Raw genomic sequence first — 22022 nt, 5'->3', positions numbered from 1 at the left:
GGCCAACGCCGTGCCACCAGCACAGGTCACAAACTGACGTGGAGGACAGCGCCCTGGTGAATGGCAAAGCTCACGACTCGCTTTCCTGAGAGCGACATTACCTCCCACACCTCAGCGCCGGGTCGGCCAAGGACTTGGGGCGAGATCTGCATCCCGGTATATGTGACACGAGGCCCAATGACGTCTGCCCAAAAGCAAAGGCCCTGATGGAGACGAATGTTGTCGAAGCGAAACGTCCGGCCGGCGACCATCAGCATCCCGTCGTTATTCGACAGGTAGGTTTCCAACTGTGATGTTTGAATAGGCGGCGTGTAGCCTTCGGGAATTCCTTCAGGCAGCTCATAGCCCAGATCTACTAGCCGGTGGTCGCACCAGTTCCGTGAGGGCATATAGCGGCCGTACTCAGGCGCGCAGCCTTTTGGGCCTTCTTCCCACGCTTTGTAGTCGTCGAAAATATTGGTGAAGGCTGCCGTTCGTACTCGCGGGGTCTTCTCGATGAAAGCGACTCGCGATGCAAGGCAGGCAGGATCAGAGGCATGGATGCAGCGTAGCGAGCAATGGTCTTCGTCCAGCCAACCCGAAACACGGTGCTCGATCTGAACTGTCAGGTCCGGGAGTGTGATGGCGACCCCGTCTTCCTTTTGAAAGGCGTGAGCCTGGTAGTCATCAGTAGACACGGCCTCGATCGTGGCATCTCCGACGCCAGTTACGAAGAATGCGCGCGCGTAGGTGCCTGGTGCGGGAGTTGTGTCGGTGAGAAAAACGCCGATTTTGGCTTGTCTGAGGTTCACGGGTAGCTCCATTGGTTTGATGGAGCCCAGTGTCATTTGCTGGGAGTTGTGCCAGAAGCTGCTACATCCTGCCCTTAGGGTCGCCAGGCAGGATGCCAAACTATTGAGGGACCGGAAGACTTTTAGACGGGAGCGCGCGCCGGGTTCAGTTTCCGCAGCCCAGTTAGGAGTCCGAGGTTCAGTACCTGCAGTAGCAAGATCAGGGCAACTACACCGCCCACCGCCAGCTTGCCGCCTTCCATCCGGTAAGCATCAGGTGAATACATCAGCGCGTATGACTTGGGATCGAGTCGAACCTGAGCACCTGAACTTTTGAGGGTTATCTCCCAACCATTAAACAGCGAACCGTGCGTGGATACAGCGACGCTGCATGGGGATTCCTTGGCATCGATGAAGTGACACAGGGAAGGTTCGCTGATAAGGATGGTTGCCTCATCGATGATCTGCATTGCCCCGAGCACTTTGATACCCGCCCAGAGAATCAAGACTGCCCAGAAACTAGTGATGATTGATTTGATGAGACACACTCCCTTTGAAATGCCAAATGCCCTGAACCCCGGGTTACTACGCCGGCGCGCCGAAAAGTCTATCGGCGGCTGATTCTACAAAATTAGCCTACGTGTTCAATTTCCCAGACTCAGTGGTCCGCAAACTCAAATTTTCTGTGTGAACGAAGGTCGAGCTCCACCACACAGCTGTACAAAGCTGTCGATCATACCCTGGGCATCATTGACGTCGATGGTGAAGCTGGCTTTGATGTCGGTACCGGCCTTCTGGTAACTGAAGCCAACCGTCCGGCCGGCGCGGAATTTCGCCAGCTGCTCTGCCGACGGCTCGAAGGTCACGTAAAAAAACCCATTTTTTAAGTGTTCCCCAATCTGAGCATTGCTGACCCCATAGGACTGCCCATCAACAGTGAGCGCAAACCGGTTCATGTTGCTCAGCATGTTCGTGTCGTACCAGGCCTTGAAGAACGCCGCCATCGAGACACCATTATGGGCATTGCAGCTCATCCCCAGACGTCCGGTACCACTGATCTTGGCTTGCTGGCCTAACAGGTACACCAGCCCTTTCTCCCCCTTGATCTCCCAACTCGCCGGCAGCGCCCCGGCGTTCACCAGATCCATCTCGTAAGCTTCCAGTGGCGTCAGGTAGTTCATTTCCTGGGGCCCCGCCCGTGCGGCGATTTCCATCACGCGAAGGTCTATGCCGAGGTTGCTCAAGTGGTTGGCCAGAAGTGTTGAGGTAATTTGGCCGGTGGCCATGTCAGTGCTCCCGGCGACGCCACTTGCCAGAAAGAATTGGTGCACGCCCAGCTTTGAGTCGGCATCCATCAGACGGAACACGCCGCCGGCGAAAGCAAAGGGACAAGCACTTTCGCAATAACCTGGTCTCGGATTGGCCTTGGGGCCATTCCAAGCGCCGATGCGCGTTGAGAACCCGCGCTCCCGTATCAGGACGCCGAGTTCCATGGCAGCGATCAGGTCGCCGCCGTGCGAATTGAAGTAGATAAAACCTACTTTACGGTCGTTGAGAAATCCGTTTTTACGAAAGGCTTCGACCGTCGGCCGGTGGATGTAGCCGTCAATGAACACCTCAGGGATGTCGCCAGCAGCCTTCGGTTGAATGAAGGTGATCGCGGCAGGAACGAGTCGCTTGTCCTGAATAGCCGGCTCTGCGGCGAGGGTCATGCCTGACAACAGTAGGCCCAGTGCTAGGGCCGCGGTGCGGAACATCGGTGTGCGCCTTTTTTGTCAAATCGTTGAATAGATGGTGTCATTCAACGCTGAAGCAGCGCATGCCATAACCACCCCCAGAAATTCACTCAAAGCGGCGCCGATTAAGCTGTGATGGGAATACCAGGTGTCAGCGCTGACAGGCCGTCCGCCAGCCGTTGCCACTCCTTCGCGAGGTCAGACCGACTGACAACCCATCGAAGTCCAACATACGTCAGGCCATAAGGGTTGTTCTGCCTCGTCCAGCAAAGTTGCGCTGGATCGCGGACGTAGAGCGTTCCACTGAAAATCCCCAGTGAGGTATTCGACCGTTTTTTGTCGCAGACCATCTCAAAGGAATGGTCGGCATAGATGGCCAAGTGGATCTCTACAGCGCGATGGCCGGGTTCGCGGTGCGGCCACTGCTGGGTGAACAAAACCCAATCCTGGGCCAAGTCGAAAGGCGCAGGCAATTCGCAGATCCCGTCGCAGGTGAACGTTGGAGCGGAAATCTCCTGCTCAAGCAACTGAACACCGCGTGGTATCTGGATTGAATCCCTGATCGAGGAGTCGAAGCGAATCACTTCCATACATTCGCTACCTGCGCTGGGAGGCTGACCCGCCATCCTTCATTTTGAACACCGACCATTCGGCTCTGCATCGCGCCGAGGGCCTGCAAGCCTTTACGGATCAACCGGTACTGGCGCGTAAAGTCCTTGCGATCGATCGACCACTGAATGGCAGCGAAGCCGGTGTCCTGCAAAGACGACTCGGGTTTGAGCCAGTGCAATTGCAAAGGGTCGAACACGAACAGCGTGCCAGGCCTCACGGGAAGCCCAACCACCTGGCCTGGGGCGACCATCGTTTCAAAACAATGCCGTGCACGAACTGCCAAGGTCACGAACACCGAGTCTTTCCACGCTGGGTCATCATGAGGCGAGGCCTGAAAGCAACAAATCCAGTCAGCAAGTGGTTCCAGCGGGATTGGCATCTCGCTCAAGCCAGTCCTGCACACGTCGATCTCTGAAACCTGAGCCATGGCCTCGACGTCCGGCGGGACCGGCAACAGCGCCAGCCCTTCAGGATCAAGGTTGATCGCCCTGAGTAGCCTCGGCAGAGACTGGTTGGTGTCAGACTTCATATTTCGGTCCTGGGTTGGAGAAACGAGAGCCCTCGAGCGTCCTAAGGGTCTTTCGTGCATACCGGGCAGTCCGGCGGCGGCGCCGCCGGTGCAGGTCAAACGGTGCAGGGTACTTCCTTGCCGGACCTCTATCACCCCCGGCCGGCGGAACCGGTAACCGTGAGGTGGTCTAGCAGCCGCAGGCCTGTGGTCTGTACGAACGTTGCGTAGTCCATCGGCTTCTCGACGTTCACCGGCTTGTTGTCCAGTACGTAAGCCCATGCGCGGTTCGACGATGCGTCGTAAACGAGTTTGTACAGGCGGGTTGGCTTCCAAACCTTGTTTGGCCCGATGGTTTCGAACCCCTTGTCGAACAGTGGCCCGGTAAAGACGAACACGTCGCCGCCGGCGCGTTTGACGAACTTTCTGACGTCGCCCTCGATCTTGCTCCAGGCCCCACGGTTATTTTCAGGCGACTGTCCGACCATGTTTGACAGAGCAAAAGACTGAGCCATAGCTCTCCCAGAGGGTTGATCACCGGCCGGCGATTGATGTCCGCGATCTACCTGGGGAATTTGCCCGCTGAAGTCCGACAGTTCAGCCCTTCCTGCCTTTGGAATTCGGGGGTCAGGATAGAAATTGTTGGTCCGTTGCTCACCCTTGGCATCCCGCAATTGAGCCGCATTCAGCCGCTCGGCAACCATCAACGGTGTTCGCGAAGTCATTGAATAAACCACCGCGAAATTATCAGAGCACAAGGCCAACGGTTGCATCTTGGCCGAGACGGAGGCGATGTTGAACGGCTTTCCGCCGGGGAACTGATCAACGCAGGCATCGAACGTTGGCTGCTTCTGTTTTGCCGTGTACAGCGAAAGGGCCTGGTCCTCGCTGATGGTACCGGAGCGATACTCCTGCTTTTCATGGGGCAGGGCATGCTTCACCAGGTCGAGAAAGCCCTGCGCTTGAACAGCACCAGAGAAGATCAGGGCCAGCGTCGTCAGGCCAGCAGCGAATGTGCTTCGGGTCATGCAGTAATCCTTGATGAGTGGGTCATGGAGAGTGGTTGAGGCGCAGCCTCGGTTAGAAAAACGAGAACTGAGCTTGTTGGGGGATCTGGAATGTCGGAATGAGGATTGGGCTCTCACCTTCGCTGCCGTTGAAGGCACCGCCCTTGGCGATCTTCAGGGCTGTCAGTTCTTCATAGCGCTCAATGATGCTCGATGCGGTTGTGTGCTTGATGTTCAGGCCGATGCCGGCGGCGACTTCGAGGCGAATCTCGGCGAGCAGCTCGGCTTCCTGAACGGTCGGCATGCAGGTTGGCCAGCCAGCGGCGTAGAGCAGGTGTTTTGGAATACCGGCTTCCAACACCTTTCGCCGAGCTGATGTCCGTTTTGCGATTTCCAGGCGGTCGGTGACCTCACTGTTGAGCAGGTCCGGGCGGACGTCGCCAAGCCACTTGTTACTTTGGAAGGCGAACGTCGAGTCGACCTCAAGCTCAACCATCTCGCGGTATATCGCGTGGTTGTCCGGGCAGGTGGTGGATTGGTAGATGTCGCTGGCTGAACTCATGATACAGAAACAGCAGCTAACCCTAGACATCATGTATCGCGTGTACGCCTCATGCGGCTGAAGTCCACGCCCTGCAATAGCGGCAAAGACCTCCTCAACGCTCCAGTCGATGATCGCGTTCCAGACATATGCATCGAAGCCCTTACGAGCAGACTGCGGTTCGTGCTTAGCAACCGGCATTTTTGCGCGGTTCGCACTTTCCTGCCGACGTATGCCAGTGGCGTTAATTATGTTATGTTGCGGATAGGTATTTTTGAGAATGCGACGTATTACGGCGGTCTTGAGCTCGCTTGTGCAAAACCGCATCCCAGGGGTACTCCACGGCAGAATCAACTGCACACAAGAGAGGTCGAGGTAGCGTGCCTTGTTGTTCTCCCAGCGCACCAACCAACGATCCATCATGTCGCCAGCTTGGCGTCGAGTAACGATCAAATCCCAACCCAAGGCCTTCGCCAACTCCTCACACTTTGGACCGCTCGCCCGCCACTCCACACGACCTAAATCGGCGTGTATGAGCGTCTTCGGTCCGGTGTGCCCGATGCGTTGAAGGTGATCATCAATTGCGATGGCCAGCGCTTCCGAATCCTTGCCACCAGACACGCCGACGGCCACTACGGCGTCTTTGGCCAGCAGAGCATCAATTTCTGGAGTGGTTGCGACTGGTGGGTTGGCGTTCATTTTGGTGATCCTGGGTTCGTCCGTTGGTGTTGCCATTCTCCCTTGATGCCGGCGTGCCAGAAGGGGGGCGTCGTCACAAAACCTCGGCCGCATCAGTCGATTTCCGCATCGAGCACCATGCACTCGGCGCAGGCCGAGCGGTCTTCGTAGATTGGCCAGTGTTGGTCCACGATTGTCGCCGGGGCCCCACACTCGCCACAGGTGAGGACGAAGGCATCTCGGTCCCGAGCATCGGACTTCAACATCCGTTCGTAAGTGAGGAAATCAACCGTGGCCAGGCACTCGTCGTCGCCCTGAACAACAAATCCTTCGGATACACGCGGGGCGGTGTAGTAGGCCTGGTCAGCAAGTTCGAACAGGGCATCCTTGAGCAAGCGCAACGCTTTCTCGTCGGCGGGCTCCTTGAGTGGCCCCAAGAAAGCAGCGATCCGCGGCCCGGTGTCTTGTGTCCAGTGGGTGTGCCAGTCGAATAACCGGAAGACGGTTCCCTGCACCAATTCGATGGCCAGCGTCGGGCCTGGATCTCCGCCGGTCTCATCCCGCGCGTAGAGGGTGGTGGTGCCTTCGTTCAAGCACAATCCGTATAGATAACCGGTGTTGTCCGAGTGACTGGCGGTGTTGGTGTTCCAGCCATAGAGCTGCACCTGGTCTGGCAGCTTCGCAGTCCCGATGACTTGACGTTTGGGGTCATCATTGGCCGCCAGCGTCGCCGCCACTGCAATCGCTTCACGAACGAAGCGGTGAGTGGCGACGGCCTCAGGAATGGCGAGTGACGCGACTACAGCCAGTCCGGAATCTTCCATCATTCGTTGAGGGGCGTGTGATCTGTGAGGGAATTGTCCAGCAACCGCGAAAGTCGCTCGGAGCCGATTTCTTCAGCCAGGCTCTTGATCGTTTCTTGGGCCAGCGCGCGCACGGTGCTGACGCTGGCACTGACTTCGCACACTTGGGCCTGAAGAGTTGCCAGCTTGCAGCCGGTTTCGTAGAGGCTCACCACCAGTCGGCGGTTATCTGGGTTGGTGAGCTGCTCGGGATCAGAGTGTACGGCCAGGTTGAACTCCCGATCGCCAATACGGTGCTTGAACAGGTCAAACCGTTCCACCGACATCTTCTGGCCATGATTCCCGGTGATCAAACACATTGATTGCGGCATCTTAATTCCTTCTCCTTGGTCCCGAATTGACCGTTCCTTAACGTGCGCCCTGAGGACGCATCAATTGGCCTTAAAAGGCTCTGTTTACTGCGGGTTCTGCGGTGCTGATGGTGGGAATACGAAAACGCGCTGCAGGAGCGGGGGAGGGTTTTCGGCTTCCATTGCCTGCTGCGCTTGAGCTTCGTCGAACAGCGCGCTTGTTGCTTTGCCGTCGTGGATAGCGAGGTAGCCCAAAGGCTGCATCCAGGAAAACTCTGCTTCCGTCAGGGCCGAACGCTCTTTGTGGTACCAGAGGAAGGCGCAATACGCGGCGATGTCCCGAACGTCACCTTTTAAAACGTGGCGAACAAGCTCCTCGCGGCATTGATTCATCCATCCAGCATCCGCCCAGATTGTTGCCCCACCACGCTTCAGTTCGGAGGCGTACAGCTTTTCTGCGAACGCGCCCATGAATCCCGATACCAGTTCCTGAGTCAGCGGATGAAGATCTGCCGGAATGGCCGCAGAAATAAGCTTCTGCCCAGGTGTGAGGTGTTCAGATTGGGCGATGCCAGCCTGCAGCTTTTCCGCCAGCCGCTTGCGCAAGCCGAATGGTGCGGGACCGAGGGCTTCAAGGCAGTCGCGGGCGGTCTCTTGGTCGATCACTACCTGGTGCGGGTTGATTGCCGCACTTGCGATGTTCAGCAGTGCATTCAACTCGCGGGCTGAGAGTGGCACCGGTTGATCGCCGGCAGTGCTGGCTTTGTCACGCAGTCCTTGAATTTCGTCTGCTGTCATGTGGGGTTCCCGTAGTCCTTCTTCCTATTTTCCGTTGAGCACAAGACCTTCGCACGCCAAAACATGCCCCAGAAATTCAGGGCATGGATGTGCATGGAGTGGTTGTTACGACGCCAAAGCAACAGCCTTGTGACCCTCTTTGTACTGATGGAGCCGACGCAAGCGCTCCTCCCTGACAGCCAATCCGATGGCAGGCCCTTTGAGGCCACGCTCCACGTAAGGTTTTGCCTGAACTGCCTGGGCTATATCCGCTGCGCGAAGAATGTATTCACCCTGCGGATAGTTTCGATCTTCGAAGCCGAGTCTGCCCCTCGAGTCCATTTCACAGGCGGCAACAAAGTTGGCCAACTGCTCCGGCCGCCGAAAGGCGTCCAATCGGCTCATAAGACCCAGCAGGGTTTTTGCTCGCAAATCGAATGCTCGATGTACGTTGGTATGCAGCTCGCACACGGCTTTGGCCAGATAGGCGCAGTCAGTGGGCACTTTGAATCGGGCATTGACCGCCTTCACCAGGTTCACGCCAGCACCTTCATGCCCATGGTGGGCCGGCAATGTATCGACAGGGGACAGTCCCTTGCCCAGATCGTGAGTCAGGGCGGCCCAGCGGACGCTCAACGGCTTTTCGAAGCGACATGCCTGACGCAAAACCATCAGCACATGGATGCCGGTGTCTATTTCGGGGTGGTGTTCCGCTGGCTGCTCAATACCAAATAGGGCATCAAGCTCAGGCATAACTGCTTTCAGTGCGCCACATTCACGCAGGACCTCGATAAAAACGTCCGCACGCGGTTCCATCAACGCACGGGCGATCTCCTTCCACAGGCGCTCTGCCGTCTGGTCTGCCAATTGGCCAGACACTGCGATGTCGCGCATCAAGGCCATCGTTTCCGGCGCAATGGTGAACCTCAGTGGGGCGTATCGTGCAGCAAACCTTGCTACCCGCAGTACTCGGACAGGGTCCTCAGCAAAGGTGGGGGCAACATGGCGCAGCAGTCGAGCCTCCAGGTCGGCTTGTCCGCCGTAGGGATCGATGACTACTCCGCGTTGATCTTCTGCCATCGAGTTGATCGTCAGATCGCGGCGCGCCAGATCTTCCTCCAGGGTGACCTCAGGACTGGCATGAAAAGTGAGTTTGACGTCGCTTCCTAACTCTTGGCGCACCGTCCTGGCCAGTGCGTACTCGTCGCCCGTCAGCGGGTGCAGGAATACTGGGAAGTCACTTCCAACTGGCTGGTAGCCCTGGCTCAACATTGCTTCAACGGTTGCGCCGACAACGACCCAGTCCACGTCGTTTACTGCTCGGCCGAGCAGGCGATCGCGAACTGCACCGCCTACCTTGAAAATCTGCATGGTGTTTCTCCTTGGTCGAATCGTGACCCAATCCTGACTATTACTCTGTGAGGTTTTCAGCGAGGAAGACGTGTGGGGCCCGGAGTTTCGCTGCCTCTTTGGCCATTTGTACGTATTTGAAGAGGTGATGTTTTTCCTCGTCGTAACGCTCAATGTCAGTACCGATCAGGCATATGGCTACGTCCTCGCGGCGCGATTGGTCATCTGGGGTGCTGGCCAGAATCAGGTCCGTATTCCAGAGTGCTCCCTCTGCGTCATCCCATCGAACAATCTCGTAGGTGAGACCGACGGATGCGGGAACGTCTTTATCTAAGGCGCGGGCCCAGGTAGCCGAGCGTTCCTCCCAGTCCTGTTCGCTGATCGAGTCCGGCCTGTTGGTTGAGTTCTGATAGTGGAAGTCTTCAAACCCGATTCCCTTCAGCACTTCGAGGAAACCAGGGTTGTTCTCCAGGTAATGGAGTGCCAACAGATCGTCTCCCCATGGAATCAAGCAGACGCTCAAGGTGAAGTCCCAATCGACACTCCGCTCACCACGGGCAGTTTTGGCTCGTTCGTCCTTGAGCACGCTGATTAAACGCAAGAACGGAGCTTCGAATTTCTGCCGTGGGAAGGGGAGGTAGTTGACGTCCATATCTAGCCAGAACGTTCGCTTCTTGGCGATTTCTTTGGCTATCGCGTTTTGCGCCATCTCAACGCATTGCGGGCGGATTGTTTTGAGACGATCAAGCATCTCGCTAAGGGTGCAGTTGCGGATGATGTGTCCGTGATTGATACGGGTGCTCATTGTCGTCCGTCTCCAAAATTCATGGAGAAATGATCCGATGTCCGTTGATGTGCCACCACCCGAAATAGGGTTCAGTTTTTCAGTGCATCAAAATCTCTGGTGAGAGGTATGATTCGTAGGGCTGTAGGCTTGGATCTATCACTACCTGGCCCGACATTCCTCAAGCGAAATCTTGGTAGAGTGTCAACAGTGCAATCCGGATTCGCCGCTATGACAATGATGTCTGTTCGGCCGGTTTGGTTGAATCCTAGGGGACTGCTTGAATTCGACATAAATCGAAGCCTCCTTACGCTTCATTTTTTGGGTTATTCACCGCTCTGCTTGTTTTACGGTTGCGTAGCTGAAAAGGTTTTTTCTGTTTAAAGGGCTAAGAGCGATTAAGAGCGGTTAGGTGCAGGGCTGATCTCCGCTGAGCAGTGCAGCCATTAGATATGAGGAAATATTTCGGCTCATCAAACCTCGGACATAGGGCGCTTTAGACCTAGTACTTGCGGCGCATCAATCCTTGTACCCAGTTGAAATGCCAAATCTTATCCCCTGACTTATCAACAAAACCTCTCAAAAATGGCCTTTTTTGAGAGTCGGGCGCACTAGACCTTGTACCTTTTCAAAGACTTACCGTCTTTACCTCAACCACTTCGACGGTAGAGCGCTCTAAACCTTGGACTTTGACTGCTAAACGCCTTCGCATCCTATTGTCGGTGACCAGAGAAAATGGGTCCGGCGCACTGATCCTTGAACCGAAGCGAGATAGGGCGCATCAATCCTCGGACATTGGAAGGGATATGCACATGCTTATCCACAGGACCTTTTAAAACAACACCTTGAGAGACCTTCCTCGGAAATGTACGAGGTTTGCTGCGCTGTATTTGGGCACTGTCCAAGGTTTGATGCGCTCAATTTGAAGCTGGATTACTTCGTACAAGGTTTAGTGCGCCGGATCTATGAGTCTAGGTTTTGTCGTGGAGTGGGGCGCAGCTGAAGCTAAGCATCGACCAGGGTCCTAGGTTGGCTGCGCTCTACTTTTGAGGGGGGGGTGAAGGTTTGGTGCGCTGGACTTTGTGAAGGCCGGGGTTGAAGGTTTGGTGCGCTGCATCTCTCGATGCGTGGGAGCAAGATTGAAGAGATTGTGTTGAAGGTTTGATGCGCCCTATATGTCGAGAAAATAAAAGTTAAAGGTTTGGTGCGCCCGACCGAAGCATCACACGGCGAAGTTAAAGGTTTGGTGCTCCCTATCTCAAAATTGAGGTGGGAAAGCGTCGATCACGATCACCCGTTCAGGATGAAAGTCCGGCGCACTGAACCTTGTAGGTTCTCCAGGTTAGTGGCGTCGGACGAATAGGGCGCAGCAAACCTTGAACCTAATCGCAGAGCCATTGGTCGTCCAACGCCCAAGCTGGCCCGCCGAGAGCCCTGATGACTGCCTGCGGGTTGCAATGACTAGGTGAAGACTTCGTCGGAGCCGCGGTCCTCAGTGTCCTCAACGTCATTGCTCAATGCCTTTGGAGCGCCTTTGAGCGCTGATCGTGCATCCGCAAGTTGTGCCTGGCTCACGACTTCGTTGTGCTTACGATTGGCCCGCATCATGTGCTTTACGAAGTTTTCGTGTGGAAGCATGGCGAAGGCCACGTCGAGGGTAATGCGTCGATCATTGGCGTCCTTGATGACATCTTCATCCCAGTTTGGAAGGATGACCTTTTGCTCGACCAGCGCTGTGAGTGCATTGCGCATCGCGCGCATGTTGTCTTTCATTTTCGGAGAAAGACCGCGCGGGCTGCCTGCAAGGAAGGTCACCAGTTTAAGGGTGTATGGGTGGTCGAGAGATGCCTGCGTCCAGTAGTGGGACATGCGCTTGAACATGTACCTGGCCAAGTCTGATTTAAGGCCCATCGAAATACTGTAGTCGTAGAGTCTGAATTTCTGGGTCCGGATACCGTGAGTCACCAAGGGGTGGAACGTGGCGAAACACTTCGTTGAACCGTCTTCCAGGTATTGGTCCCGACTGGTGAGGGCTAGTGATGTGAGGAAGTTGCCGCGGTACATGTCCCGACCTTTTCCCTTAGTCCCCAGTGAGCACTCCAGAAGAGAGGAGCTCATGACGTCGAGCGCTTCGACAACCTCCTGATTGCTGTACGTGTGATTGGTACGGGCCAGCTCCTTGCAGAGTTGACTGACAGTGAAGAGAACACCTACGTTCTTATCCGCTTCGGATTCAAAGGAATTGCCGTTGATTGCAATTTTTCTTAACGCTTCCTCAACAATTTCCTCTCGCGAACCTGGATAGACCATCACGCTAACCATGTCGCCGGCCTTATTCTTCCGTTCGATAACGGCAGGCTTGATCTTCACCGTGTAAACAGCTCCCCGAGATTTGAAGGTTCGGGTGATTACGCTGTTCTCGCGCAGTTCTGAATCCGACTGCTCCCAGACGTATTTCGGCAGGGCATCGTAGAGCTCGATGGTGTTGCTGTACTCGGACTCGGAGTTTTCAATAAGTTCGAACAATGAAAGCTGAAGGCTTTTTTTGCGCCCCTTGCTGTCGGCTTTTTCGACAACGTTTTTCACTGTGGCCATGCGCTATTGATATCCCAATCTGCAAATGGATTTGGAAATTCACGTCAACAGCTGATTGCGATGTTCTTCTGGCTGACGAATCCCCCTGATGGGGCAATATACCTTGAGGATGCATTCGGCGCACGCCAGGCCACGAGGCGCGTGACCGGAGGTCAGACGCCTGGATCTGCCAGGTCGGTCGCTGAGAGGCCATTAGGTAAGGGATTAGTCAGGTTTTCCTCACGAATTGCCTTCATCACGTTGATCAGGGCATCCCTAACTTTTGGCGAGCGCCCACCGCCCATGATCGCGGTGCAAAACTCCACGCTGTTTGCATGCCCCTTATTATCGATGACGGTGACAATCACGTCGGCATCGCCGTCCAGCAAGAACTGCAATCGTCCACGCCCCATATCCTCCCGCCGCTCGAAAGACGTTAGAAGCGGTACCGGTTCGGCTGTTTTCTCGCCTTGTTCTTTCAAGTACTCCTGAGCAGCTTCGATGACCTGCCGGCCGAAGTAATTGCACTCCAATGGGCAATCATCCTCTGCCAGCGGCATCTGCCGGACTTCGTCGATCGCAAGTTGACTGATAGCTACCATTTTTGAGCTCCTGGTGATTAACGCAGGCCGTGGCCGGTGAGGGTTTGATATCGCGTGCTGATCTTCGCCAGTTCCTCGCGCATGCCCTCACGCTCGGTCCTGGTGAAGTAGTCGGTGTAAGCCGAGCGCAGCATCTTTTCCTTCAGTGTCGCGTGAGTGGTGGCCAGCTCGCTGGCGGTGGCGCCCAACGCCAAGCCACAGGTTGGAAGGTGCTGAGTAATTTGACGTTTCATCCTGATGTTCTTCTCTCGTCGTTCAATTCGTAGCCGGGCATGCCGCTCATGCGTGCAGCCCTGGGTAAAACCAAAATTGCTGGTGAGTTAAGAATCGGGGAAAAGCAGCCGTGCCAGGAGCCCCCCCAATGATGTATGTGTCGTTAGAATGGTGGCTGCTTGATTCCCTACGTTTGGATGTGACCTATGAACGAAACGCCCAGTCAAGAAGCGAATTTGAGCGCGGATGTGGAACTCGACGCTTCTGGCTTCCCTTGCCCCATCCCGATGTTGAAGACCCGACTTGAAGTGAATCGCATGGACGCGGGCCAGGTCCTCAAGGTGATCTCGGATGACGCGGGCACGAAGCGGGATTTCCGCACGTTTGTTTCCCAGGGCACTCATGAGTTGGTGCGGGAAGAGGAGGAGGGTGGTGTTTACAGCTTCTGGCTACGGATCGGTGCAGCTTAAATTCGGAACCGGTATGGCTGGCTGACCCCGGCGGCCTGCTAGCGGTCGCCGGTGATGACCTGCTGGTATTAGAACAAGGCGACTTGCTCAGTTAGGGAGCGAACCGGGATATGGCTAGCGAGTAGGTGCTCTGTCGTCACAACCAACTCCCCCGCAGCCTCGTGTTCGAGTTCCAGCTGTCCGCGACCCATTGCGCTTTCCAGTGCGTATCCCCGTCGTAATTTGAATTCGAAGAGTTCGAGGAAGTGCGCAGGCGTGCGCCATGTTCCGAACTCTTCCAGTGTCAGCGTGTTGCCATGAACGATGATCGCCGGGATGTGCATCAGGCTCAGGTGTAAGTAGGCCATGTGAACGGCGCGTACGTCGATGTCCGTCAAGGTTACGTGTAGATTCTGTTGGTAGTTGATCCCCTGTTCGCGAATCGCCGTAGCGAACGCTATGACCATCGCCGCGGAACCGCACGACGGTTCGCTCAGGCGAAAGAAACCACGTTCTTCAATCTCGGCTTTGATCTGGCTACCATTGCCCACGATCAATTTACCCATGAGTTCGCAGATATGCGGCGGTGTAAAGAACTGCCCAGTTGCTTTATTCGCTGCGTCGAGTTCGTGAAACAACCGTCCAAGGACGTCACTGGGTTCGCAATCCATTGCCATGTTCAGTGCGCCGAGCAGATCGCCGAAGATGTGCTGGTGTTTTTTCTGATATTTGCCAATGAGCTTCATGTAGCGGGCCTCACGATGTGCTCGCTGGTGGAGGTCCATCCCGTTGCTGTAGCAGATTGCCCCCATCTCTACGAAATCGGCGAAGACCTCGCGGCGGCTGACGTAGTTGATGGTGTCGATGAGTTTGACCATCGTTTTGATGTGCTGCTGGGCGTTCGCCATGTTGACTCCAAAGGTTGTGATTGGAGTCAGTTTGTTGGTTGGGGGCTGTGCCACCAGCTGGGCAAACGAGAAATTGGCGTCGCGTGAGAGGCGACCATTTTAGAGCCGTATCGCTTGAATAGCCGGCGTGAATTTCTGGCCCTCAGTTTGGCTTGCGGGACAACCATGTGCCGTTATTCCGGTGCAAAGGTTGCGAGCTACCTGCCCCCTCCGCCGAGGCCGGCGTGCTGAGTGCCGTCTCATTTGAGTTGTGAATTCCAATTACCCCATTGGACTTGATGAATACGTGCGACTTTTCATTGAGATCCACTAATTTCAGTTACCAGGAGAAAATCGTGGGACCATTGAGGATGGCAGTAGAACTTGGAGTGTTGAGTGCTGTTTTAGGCGCAGGCTTCGTTTTGTATGCGAAGCATACAGAACTTGAAAATACAGCAATCACCGCTGAACCAACTTCAGCTTTAACAACTGAGGTAAGTGCTGAAAAGCTTGCTGAGATTAAATCCCCTCCTAGCCTCGAACATTGACGGAAAATTCGATGTGCCAATCCCCCACTCTTGCTGGATTGGTAGTACCAGGGCGGTTAACTTTTCAGTAGAAAGGACAAAACGTGAAGAAGATTTTTGCGGCGGTCATGCTGTTGATCGCTGGTGCCGCACACGCAGAACCCCCTCCAGGAATGCCGCCTACTGCGTCGGCCATGACGGCGCGTGATGACTGCTTTCAGTCCGTCCGTGGCAAAGTTGACGCATCCGCTCGGAAGAGCGGCTATCAGGTCATGTCGATGATCGAAGGGTATGGCTCAGAGATGTCGAACGGTGGCTATCAGTGCATGGCCAGATTTGCGGTGAGCGCACCCGGTAAACGGGACGAAACAAAGTGGCTCGAAGCGGTGATTTCTGCGCCTTAGCAACAACCTTCTACTTAATGCCAAACTGGAAGAATGGAGCCGACGCCTTATCCATCTGGCAATATAGGCAGCGGCGACTAGCCAACACAGTGAGGAGATATCGATTGCGTATCCGGCGGATGAATAAGCTAATCAGCTTTGTCAGTTTGGTAGCGCTGATCCTGGGGCCCGCTTACTTTAGCTTGTCCTTCAGCGAATTTTTGCTGCTCATTGCCGCCGTGACCGTTTTTGAAGTCGTTGCGAAGTACTCATATCGGAAGCTTCGGCTACGCAAACCTGCAGCTACCCCCGCAAATCTATAGCAGCAATGGTGGTTCTCACTGCGCCGTCAAGGCCGGCATTGTGAATGCGAGGTTGTGAGGTAGGGAAAAATTCAGCATGCGGAATGTTTTCCCTATGAGCTTAGGGCAACTCCACCAGCAGCGTCGTGCAACAAATCGAGGCTGCGAGGAACGGTTTGTTGCGACTCACGAATTACTCGTTGTTCAGTAGTTCGTTCAGCGTTTCTTCGTCGAACTCAGGCGCGTAGAGCGTGCCATTCCGGGCCTGGATCTCCGCTAATTCCTGAGCGATCTGGTCTGTTGTCAGGTCCTCTGTGCCGATGAAGCCCGTATGTACAAAGGCGAACGTCGACTCGGTGACCATCAGCCCTTGTAACTCAGCCCCTTCCTCAGACCCTACCCACACGTCTGGGTGATAGTCCATACGAACAGCCTTCAGCCGGTGCTGAGCAATAATTGCCTGCCCCTTCTGAATCATGGCCAGCAGCGCGCCCATGTCGTTAACGACCGCCAGTGAGATATAGGTGTCGCAACTCAAGCCATTGTCCCAGACCTTGAAGTAGCCTTTGACTGGCGGTATCGGGTTCTCGCTGTCGGGGAGCAGGTTCACAGTGATGTCTGCTGCGCGGACCTCGTCGAGGGTCGAAAAATAGACACACTCATGCACTGAAAACCCGTGGCTATCGACCACAACAACATGCTTTTTCGCCACGTCAACTTGGCAGGTGAAGGGGGGGCCGGGGGCTTCGGTTCTGCGCGTATTGCCATCCCAGTCGATGAAGAAACCTTGAACTGTCATGCGTGCTTATCCTTGTGAATGTGGGGGAGAGTGGCCCGTAGTCAAGCGGCCTTGTGAGCCGGTGCCAGTTCCAGAACCGTGCCCGGCTCTGGTGCTGTCCAGTCAATTACGCGTAGGAACCCGCGGCCAGATTCCGCGTTGTATTCCACCAAATGAAACTCATCGTCCTCAGCGATCAACATGTCATGCAGGTCGTTAAACGCTGGGTAAGGCTGGGCCTCAACTTGAAACTCAGCACCGTCGGTGCTGGCCTGTGGGAAGAACAGGCTTGGCAGGTTGAGGTCATGCGCGGCATTTACGGTGAGAAATCGAACGCGGGTCATTACGGGCTCCAAGAGATCAGCGATTCTTAAACCCCGTCGAGGCTTTGAATGGCTCGACGGGCGAGTCGGTGGTTTAGATCAGCTCGTTCGCTTCGCGCCATTCCGCGATGACTGTGTCCAGTGGAACCTCGTTCGGACGCAGGCTCTCCGCTGCGAGTAGCCAGTAGGAAGGCTGCTCCTCCAGAAACCGCCAGATATACGCTGGCAAGGAGCAGCAATTGGCGATGCCTGCGTCCTCGAAGAATTCGAGTGCGTCATATTCGAAAACGCCGGGTTCGTTCTTCGCGATATAGCAGTCCAGCGCCGGCTGCAGGAGCTGCACTGCTTGAGACGCGATCATCAGAGCGGCACTGAGCAGGCGGTCCTCTCCAGTCCCCACCTCTTCTGCAAAACCGAGGCGACCTTCTTCCATGCGGCTATGGCGAACGGCTTGATTGATTCGGCACAGGCCGTCAAAAACAAATGCGAGCAGCGATGCGTTGGCTTGGGTGAGCGTGAACGGTGCGGCGGCCATCGTTGTGTTCCTCTATTGGTTTCGATGTGAGCCATGTTGAGGGGTGATAAAGCGTGCCAGCACCCCCCGGAAACGATGTTTTGAGGTGCGGATACTGAACGGGTGAGTGCCGATCGCTGGGACGTTACCTAACTCTTGGTTGCCCAGAATTGGATCTGGATGGCGAGGTGTGGGGCAGGGAAGGTAAGGGCAACGTGGTGGCTGCTCAGCTCTTTGGTATGGGGCCGTTTTCCTTTGCCGTAGCCTCAGTCCGGCATTGAACCATTACAGGAAATTCTTGGTAGCCAGGCTCGTGGCACGCCGGATGTGGGGAGACGATGAGTTCAATCCTCAGCGGGCAAGAGCCCAATCTTAGGAACTCCAGTCGACCCACCAATAGGAATAAGCATGAACGACCAAGCCGCCACTCATGACTTGAACAGAATCCTAAAATCGGCAAAAAGCCGCTTTACCTCAACTGGACAGAGCGAGGACCTGGCCCATGATCTGGAGAGCGTTGTTGCAGCGTGCTGGGGGGTAATGACTTCGCAACAACGCGGGCAACTGATGTCTTGCCCCGAAGTTGCGGAGTTGCTCAACCCCATTCAAGCTTCGACCCCAACGCCGGTTGCCCTGCCTCATTACCACCATGTCGTCACGTACTCATCCCACGACGATGAAGAAAACATGTTCCAGTCCCTGATGGTTCACTGGTATCAGGTGGCCGATATCCTTCGACAGCTGCCCGCCGGGACGGTTGCCAGCTATCCAGGCGGCAGTTTGTTTGTGGGAGCGTTGAACGGTGAACTCTACCTGTTCGATTCGCCTGACCTGGACGAAGCCAGCACATCATTCAACATGTTCCGGCCGGACGATTTTAATGGAATCGGTGAAGACGACCTGGAAGCCATCCGCGATAACCTGGTGTTGTGGCTCAAAGACCCGACTTACGATGCCCCGGTGAGCCCCGAAGCAATCATGGGGGCGGTCATTTACAACTACAGCGATTCGACCAATGTGGCGCATTGGGTTTGGGATGGGATTGAACGTGCTTGAGTGGAAGTCCGTCCACTGACTCAAGGATCGGGAAAAAACTGGGGCTTCAATGGTGCCAAATGTCCCGGTGTTGCCGGTAATATTGGGTAGCACTGGGAATCAAAGATAGCGGGAGAGCTCAGCATGGTTATTCAGGAAGACACGGTCTATCGCTCCTCCAAAAGTGGCAATCTGGTGCGGACAAAGTCCTCGACTGACTACGGCGGAAAGGGGAATTGGGTCGTCGCCCGAGTTGATACCGGCAAGGAATTGATCGTCCCTGGTAGAGCACTGGTTGATCCCAATGATCCGGCCTGGTCGTAGTTCTGAGCAGCCAGCCCGCATCTGAATGGCCTGCATCTCAGCGTAAGCGTAATCGCACAAGGAAATGGGGTATGGCCGGTATGTTGGACCTCGATTCACCTTCAACCATTGTAAGCAAACCTGAGGGCCTCGATGCTCGTCTCGTGGGTGATGACGCGTATCAGCAGGAAGCATCCCAACTTCTTGCTCGTTTCATTTCGGCGCGGGCGGCTGGTACGCCTGAGTTGCTCATCGAGATTGAGTGCGACATTGGCGCCTTTGTTTGCCACCTTGCGCGCGATGTAGAGGCTGGGGAAGCGCCTGCCAGCATCCTGGAGTTCTATATCGCCCATTTTAGCGAAATGGCCAGGTAGCTAACAGCCCTGCCGCCACGCATACAAACGCCCACATCTGAGTTGTTTTTTTCGCAATCCCCCTTCCGGCACACAAAATCGACGTTAGGATTCCCTCATCAGCTTAATGGAGGGGCACCTATGACAACCCAGCGAGCCGTCGCCAAATCAGTGGTCACCGGCTTTTTTGTTGATTGGAATGGTGTAGCCCGTCCTGTAAGCAACCCCGGTGCGGGCTACAAATGTGTCCCCGGCGCTGATTCGCGGTTTGTCGAGGTACTCGGCAGTGATGGGGGGGTCATTCACGAGGCGGACCTCTGGGCGAGCCTCGACGACCTCAAGGCCGCTATGTCCCCATAAACGTTGACTCATCGAATGCCAATACAGCGGAGTAGTGCCCCGTGATTTATGACCAGATGCAGGCTGAGCTTAAAGAACTGCTCGGGCTGGTTCGCCAAGATGGCGAGTACACCGCAGCCATTCGCTACGGCGCCATGCAGCCCGATGAGGCCAGCCACCGCGCCCACCAGATGCGTGCCATCCGGATTGACGAACTGTCCCGGAAATATGGCGCGCTGTAATCCAGCAACGTTGAGGAATTCTGATGCTTTCAAAAACTGATCACGAAAAACTGGCCCAGGCCAAGGCCGCCGCAGATGCGCTAACAAAGGCTCTGCAGTTGTTGGTGTCCTCTGATGACCCATTACTTTCAGTCCTGGCTGAACAGGAGCTGCAAGCGGCTGTAAAGATTGACGGTGCCATCGGCTATTGGCATGCCGTAACCGGCGAGTCGGAAGCCTAAGCATTGAAGCGCAACGGATCGTTGATTTCCTATGTCAGGGTTCTGGGTATCTGCCGAGAAGACACCTATGCAGATGTCCTCGGTGATCCGCTACCCCGCGCCGTGCGCTGGGCAAATCGCGCCGACCGGTTCGAGAATGTCCAATGGTCGAAATGGCATTTTACTGAGGGTAATGGGAGCTTCACGGCCTGTGGCCGTTCAGTTGTGCTTTTTCAGCAGGACGGCAGTCCTCAGGAAGACGACATGGACCGAATTGAGTTCCACGTCTGCAAGCACCGAATCGCCCGGGTCACCGCCGGTAACGGCCAGCTGTGATCTTGGGTGGACTTGACGTATGGGGCCCCGGTGATATCGTTCCTCTTCAGGGCTAGCTCAAGTCCTGCGGTCGGCCTGCGAAATCGTCGGAGAATGAGCATTATCAAGTAAGAACGCTATCCATCCTTTTTCTCACCGATGGTACGCGCGGGAAGCCGACACCGCATTAGTACCAGAGGTGTAATCATGACGTTCGCTCTCTCAATCGATGACTTCAAGTCTGGGCGGTTTACCAAGGTCGCCAGGTTTATAATTCGGAAATGGCCTAATGAAAATGCTCCGAGTCTATCCAAGGCACAGGAGCTTTTATCTCTCCATTTGGGGTATATGGACTTTCATGAGGCCAAAAAAAGCGCGACCGCTACACCTGTTAGTCAGGATGCATATCGCGCTACTGGTTTCGCCGCAAAGAGTGCTCTGATAGATCTAGGGCTAAATTACAATGATGTTTATTCATTTGTTGATAGTTGGCCTATTGCCACTCTTGGGGTTTGGAGTAATCCGTCAATCACTAAGGTAGTAATTACTCCAGCTGTTGCTAGTGATCTAAAAAATATTTTTCGCCAGAAGTGGAACAACCCTACAGTTTTCAGAGGGGGTGGCGGGAGACGTGACTCCAAAAAGAATATATATCAATTGCTTGCTCCAGCAATAAATAGTGAAATATCTGATGTGGCTGGAAGGAATATAGGGTTCTTTTTTTCCGAGTCAATGATTTCTGATCTCGCTGAGTTGTTGCTGGATGAGGCGATCTTTGAATACGTGAATCAACATGGTGAAGAACAACGAAAGATGGAGTTGGATTGTGGCGCTACAAAGGACGATCTCATCAAATTACCATGGGGTGAGTCTGGTTGGCCTGGTCTAACTGAACTAGCTACTCAGTTCATTAAGCAAGAGCTATTTCCGTTGAGTGTGCTGGACCTCTACGTCAGAGCTCATCATCCTGAAGCTTACTTTGATCCCGGTACCTTTTGGATTTCCCGTCGGGAAAACGCCAAAACATCTGTGCATGAGTTTGGTTTAAGGAAGTTTCAGCTTTCAGTTGCGCGTGAAATGGAGGACGATTGTACAAATTTCAAGATCTATAACTGGATTGGCTCACTCCTTGATGCGGACGGGCGATGTGTTTCTTTTGTTTCCGGCACATTGTTTGTGGCAGACAAAAATGAATATTATCGAGGTTATGATCTGTTTGATGCGGGAGATTTAGTATCAGACTTTGATGCGAAGACAGCGCATACGTTTCTAAAAGCTTACGCTGATGAGGTTTGTCCGGATTCGTTGGCTGGAAAAATAAGCTTAAATGACATTGAGATAACTGAGATAACGGACAATGCCAATATTGTGTTTCTTTATCAGTGGGAGAGATCAGGTTTAGGTGAAAAAGGTGCCGGTGCGGAATGCATCCAGTTAGCATTAAGAGTTTTGAAGAAAAAGTACAAACGAGATCTTGCGCTGATAAGTACTGTCCCAGCTAGGCAGTATGTTGAAACTGGACCCACTCCTCGCTTTGTAGAGCGGCTGCGTTACAAGGATTCGGCGAAGGTTATGGGGTACTTGCGCGATGTAACTTCAATGGACATAGTCTACAGGTGTTGGCTGCTTCTTTCGTTATCTGAGCCAGATATACAAGTTGATGAAATAATTTCCGCGCATCATGCGGACGCCTTAGCAGGGGAAAGGACTCGTGAGGAACTAAGTGAGCTTTTCGAAACAATAGTAAACGCGTTCAAAGGCGCCTAA

Annotated in this window: 30 protein-coding genes; 10 read left to right on the top strand and 20 right to left on the bottom strand. The window is 54.7% G+C overall.

Annotated elements, in window-relative coordinates; all coding sequences use genetic code 11:
* Window positions 1–26: 26 nt before the first annotated feature.
* The 15 genes from QF010_RS02915 to QF010_RS02845 all read right to left on the bottom strand — a co-directional run bounded on the left by QF010_RS02915 (window position 27) and on the right by QF010_RS02845 (window position 13325).
* Window positions 27–791: a hypothetical protein gene (locus QF010_RS02915; RefSeq protein ID WP_429380554.1), complete on the bottom strand. Its 765-nt coding sequence runs from the start codon at window positions 789–791 to the stop codon at window positions 27–29.
* Between the two features lie 122 nt (window positions 792–913).
* Complete coding sequence (locus QF010_RS02910) at window positions 914–1240, bottom strand: hypothetical protein (protein WP_429380556.1); 327 nt, start codon at window positions 1238–1240, stop codon at window positions 914–916.
* A 204-nt stretch (window positions 1241–1444) separates the two neighbouring features.
* On the bottom strand, window positions 1445–2527 hold the full coding sequence (locus tag QF010_RS02905; protein WP_429380558.1) for a COG3904 family protein: 1083 nt from the start codon (window positions 2525–2527) through the stop codon (window positions 1445–1447).
* A gap of 104 nt (window positions 2528–2631) precedes the next feature.
* Window positions 2632–3096 carry a hypothetical protein gene (locus tag QF010_RS02900; RefSeq protein ID WP_429380560.1) on the bottom strand — a complete coding sequence of 155 codons (465 nt, stop codon included), beginning with the start codon at window positions 3094–3096 and terminating at the stop codon, window positions 2632–2634.
* A complete protein-coding gene (locus QF010_RS02895) occupies window positions 3087–3647 on the bottom strand; it encodes a hypothetical protein (protein WP_429380562.1) in 561 nt (186 codons plus the stop codon). The genes QF010_RS02900 and QF010_RS02895 overlap by 10 nt, the downstream gene beginning before the upstream one ends.
* A 131-nt stretch (window positions 3648–3778) precedes the next feature.
* Window positions 3779–4654 carry a DNA/RNA non-specific endonuclease gene (locus QF010_RS02890; RefSeq protein WP_429380564.1) on the bottom strand — a complete coding sequence of 292 codons (876 nt, stop codon included), beginning with the start codon at window positions 4652–4654 and terminating at the stop codon, window positions 3779–3781.
* Between the two features lie 52 nt (window positions 4655–4706).
* Window positions 4707–5873, bottom strand: a complete 1167-nt coding sequence (locus QF010_RS02885; protein WP_429380566.1) for a phosphoadenosine phosphosulfate reductase domain-containing protein — start codon at window positions 5871–5873, stop codon at window positions 4707–4709.
* A gap of 92 nt (window positions 5874–5965) precedes the next feature.
* Complete coding sequence (locus QF010_RS02880) at window positions 5966–6679, bottom strand: hypothetical protein (protein ID WP_429380568.1); 714 nt, start codon at window positions 6677–6679, stop codon at window positions 5966–5968.
* Window positions 6676–7026 (bottom strand): hypothetical protein, encoded by a 351-nt coding sequence (locus QF010_RS02875; RefSeq protein ID WP_429380570.1) that lies wholly within the window; start codon window positions 7024–7026, stop codon window positions 6676–6678. Before QF010_RS02875 ends, QF010_RS02880 begins: the two co-directional genes overlap by 4 nt.
* Before the next feature lie 84 nt (window positions 7027–7110).
* The gene (locus QF010_RS02870; protein WP_429380572.1) at window positions 7111–7803 is read right to left on the bottom strand and encodes a hypothetical protein; all 693 of its coding nucleotides are present in this window, start codon (window positions 7801–7803) and stop codon (window positions 7111–7113) included.
* 105 nt (window positions 7804–7908) lie between these two features.
* On the bottom strand, window positions 7909–9153 hold the full coding sequence (locus tag QF010_RS02865) for a multifunctional CCA addition/repair protein (protein ID WP_429380574.1): 1245 nt from the start codon (window positions 9151–9153) through the stop codon (window positions 7909–7911).
* A gap of 40 nt (window positions 9154–9193) precedes the next feature.
* Entirely contained in the window at window positions 9194–9937 is a 744-nt protein-coding gene (locus QF010_RS02860) for a hypothetical protein (RefSeq protein WP_429380576.1), read from the bottom strand.
* 1440 nt (window positions 9938–11377) lie between these two features.
* Window positions 11378–12511 carry a replication protein gene (locus tag QF010_RS02855; RefSeq protein ID WP_429380578.1) on the bottom strand — a complete coding sequence of 378 codons (1134 nt, stop codon included), beginning with the start codon at window positions 12509–12511 and terminating at the stop codon, window positions 11378–11380.
* Between the two features lie 152 nt (window positions 12512–12663).
* Window positions 12664–13092: a hypothetical protein gene (locus QF010_RS02850; protein WP_429380580.1), complete on the bottom strand. Its 429-nt coding sequence runs from the start codon at window positions 13090–13092 to the stop codon at window positions 12664–12666.
* Between the two features lie 17 nt (window positions 13093–13109).
* Complete coding sequence (locus tag QF010_RS02845) at window positions 13110–13325, bottom strand: hypothetical protein (protein ID WP_429380582.1); 216 nt, start codon at window positions 13323–13325, stop codon at window positions 13110–13112.
* Between the two features lie 186 nt (window positions 13326–13511).
* On the opposite strand from QF010_RS02845, the gene QF010_RS02840 reads away from it, so the two are divergent.
* Window positions 13512–13775 carry a sulfurtransferase TusA family protein gene (locus QF010_RS02840; protein ID WP_429380584.1) on the top strand — a complete coding sequence of 88 codons (264 nt, stop codon included), beginning with the start codon at window positions 13512–13514 and terminating at the stop codon, window positions 13773–13775.
* Between the two features lie 68 nt (window positions 13776–13843).
* On the opposite strand, the gene QF010_RS02835 is transcribed toward QF010_RS02840, so the two are convergent.
* Complete coding sequence (locus QF010_RS02835) at window positions 13844–14662, bottom strand: N-6 DNA methylase (RefSeq protein ID WP_429380586.1); 819 nt, start codon at window positions 14660–14662, stop codon at window positions 13844–13846.
* A 350-nt stretch (window positions 14663–15012) separates the two neighbouring features.
* Between QF010_RS02835 and QF010_RS02830 the strand changes: the two genes are divergently transcribed.
* Window positions 15013–15189, top strand: a complete 177-nt coding sequence (locus QF010_RS02830) for a hypothetical protein (RefSeq protein ID WP_429380588.1) — start codon at window positions 15013–15015, stop codon at window positions 15187–15189.
* Between the two features lie 83 nt (window positions 15190–15272).
* Entirely contained in the window at window positions 15273–15572 is a 300-nt protein-coding gene (locus QF010_RS02825; RefSeq protein ID WP_429380590.1) for a hypothetical protein, read from the top strand.
* A 474-nt stretch (window positions 15573–16046) separates the two neighbouring features.
* Here the strand turns inward: QF010_RS02825 and QF010_RS02820 are convergent, their stop codons facing one another.
* From QF010_RS02820 to QF010_RS02810, 3 genes are all read right to left on the bottom strand, one after another.
* Window positions 16047–16652 (bottom strand): hypothetical protein, encoded by a 606-nt coding sequence (locus QF010_RS02820; RefSeq protein WP_429380592.1) that lies wholly within the window; start codon window positions 16650–16652, stop codon window positions 16047–16049.
* A 41-nt stretch (window positions 16653–16693) separates the two neighbouring features.
* The gene (locus QF010_RS02815) at window positions 16694–16975 is read right to left on the bottom strand and encodes a hypothetical protein (protein ID WP_429380594.1); all 282 of its coding nucleotides are present in this window, start codon (window positions 16973–16975) and stop codon (window positions 16694–16696) included.
* 73 nt (window positions 16976–17048) lie between these two features.
* Window positions 17049–17489: a hypothetical protein gene (locus QF010_RS02810; protein WP_429380596.1), complete on the bottom strand. Its 441-nt coding sequence runs from the start codon at window positions 17487–17489 to the stop codon at window positions 17049–17051.
* Between the two features lie 387 nt (window positions 17490–17876).
* Between QF010_RS02810 and QF010_RS02805 the strand changes: the two genes are divergently transcribed.
* From QF010_RS02805 to QF010_RS02795, 3 genes are all read left to right on the top strand, one after another.
* On the top strand, window positions 17877–18524 hold the full coding sequence (locus QF010_RS02805; RefSeq protein WP_429380598.1) for a hypothetical protein: 648 nt from the start codon (window positions 17877–17879) through the stop codon (window positions 18522–18524).
* A 123-nt stretch (window positions 18525–18647) separates the two neighbouring features.
* Window positions 18648–18827, top strand: a complete 180-nt coding sequence (locus QF010_RS02800; RefSeq protein ID WP_429380600.1) for a hypothetical protein — start codon at window positions 18648–18650, stop codon at window positions 18825–18827.
* A gap of 71 nt (window positions 18828–18898) precedes the next feature.
* Window positions 18899–19180: a hypothetical protein gene (locus tag QF010_RS02795; RefSeq protein WP_429380602.1), complete on the top strand. Its 282-nt coding sequence runs from the start codon at window positions 18899–18901 to the stop codon at window positions 19178–19180.
* A 147-nt stretch (window positions 19181–19327) separates the two neighbouring features.
* Here the strand turns inward: QF010_RS02795 and QF010_RS02790 are convergent, their stop codons facing one another.
* On the bottom strand, window positions 19328–19465 hold the full coding sequence (locus QF010_RS02790) for a hypothetical protein (RefSeq protein ID WP_429532479.1): 138 nt from the start codon (window positions 19463–19465) through the stop codon (window positions 19328–19330).
* 95 nt (window positions 19466–19560) lie between these two features.
* On the opposite strand from QF010_RS02790, the gene QF010_RS02785 reads away from it, so the two are divergent.
* The 4 genes from QF010_RS02785 (at window position 19561) to QF010_RS02770 (ending at window position 22022) form a co-directional block, all read left to right on the top strand.
* Window positions 19561–19740, top strand: coding sequence for a hypothetical protein (locus QF010_RS02785; protein WP_429380604.1), 180 nt, complete (start codon window positions 19561–19563; stop codon window positions 19738–19740).
* Between the two features lie 23 nt (window positions 19741–19763).
* Window positions 19764–19961 carry a hypothetical protein gene (locus QF010_RS02780; RefSeq protein WP_429380606.1) on the top strand — a complete coding sequence of 66 codons (198 nt, stop codon included), beginning with the start codon at window positions 19764–19766 and terminating at the stop codon, window positions 19959–19961.
* 3 nt (window positions 19962–19964) lie between these two features.
* Window positions 19965–20276 (top strand): hypothetical protein, encoded by a 312-nt coding sequence (locus QF010_RS02775; protein ID WP_429380608.1) that lies wholly within the window; start codon window positions 19965–19967, stop codon window positions 20274–20276.
* Between the two features lie 186 nt (window positions 20277–20462).
* Window positions 20463–22022, top strand: coding sequence for a hypothetical protein (locus QF010_RS02770; RefSeq protein ID WP_429380610.1), 1560 nt, complete (start codon window positions 20463–20465; stop codon window positions 22020–22022).

Origin of the sequence: Pseudomonas silensiensis, assembly GCF_050434865.1 — a bacterium.
Classification (GTDB): domain Bacteria; phylum Pseudomonadota; class Gammaproteobacteria; order Pseudomonadales; family Pseudomonadaceae; genus Aquipseudomonas; species Aquipseudomonas fluorescens_W.
The sequence above is the reverse complement of the archived record's forward strand: the minus strand, read 5'-3'. Positions and strand labels throughout refer to the sequence as shown.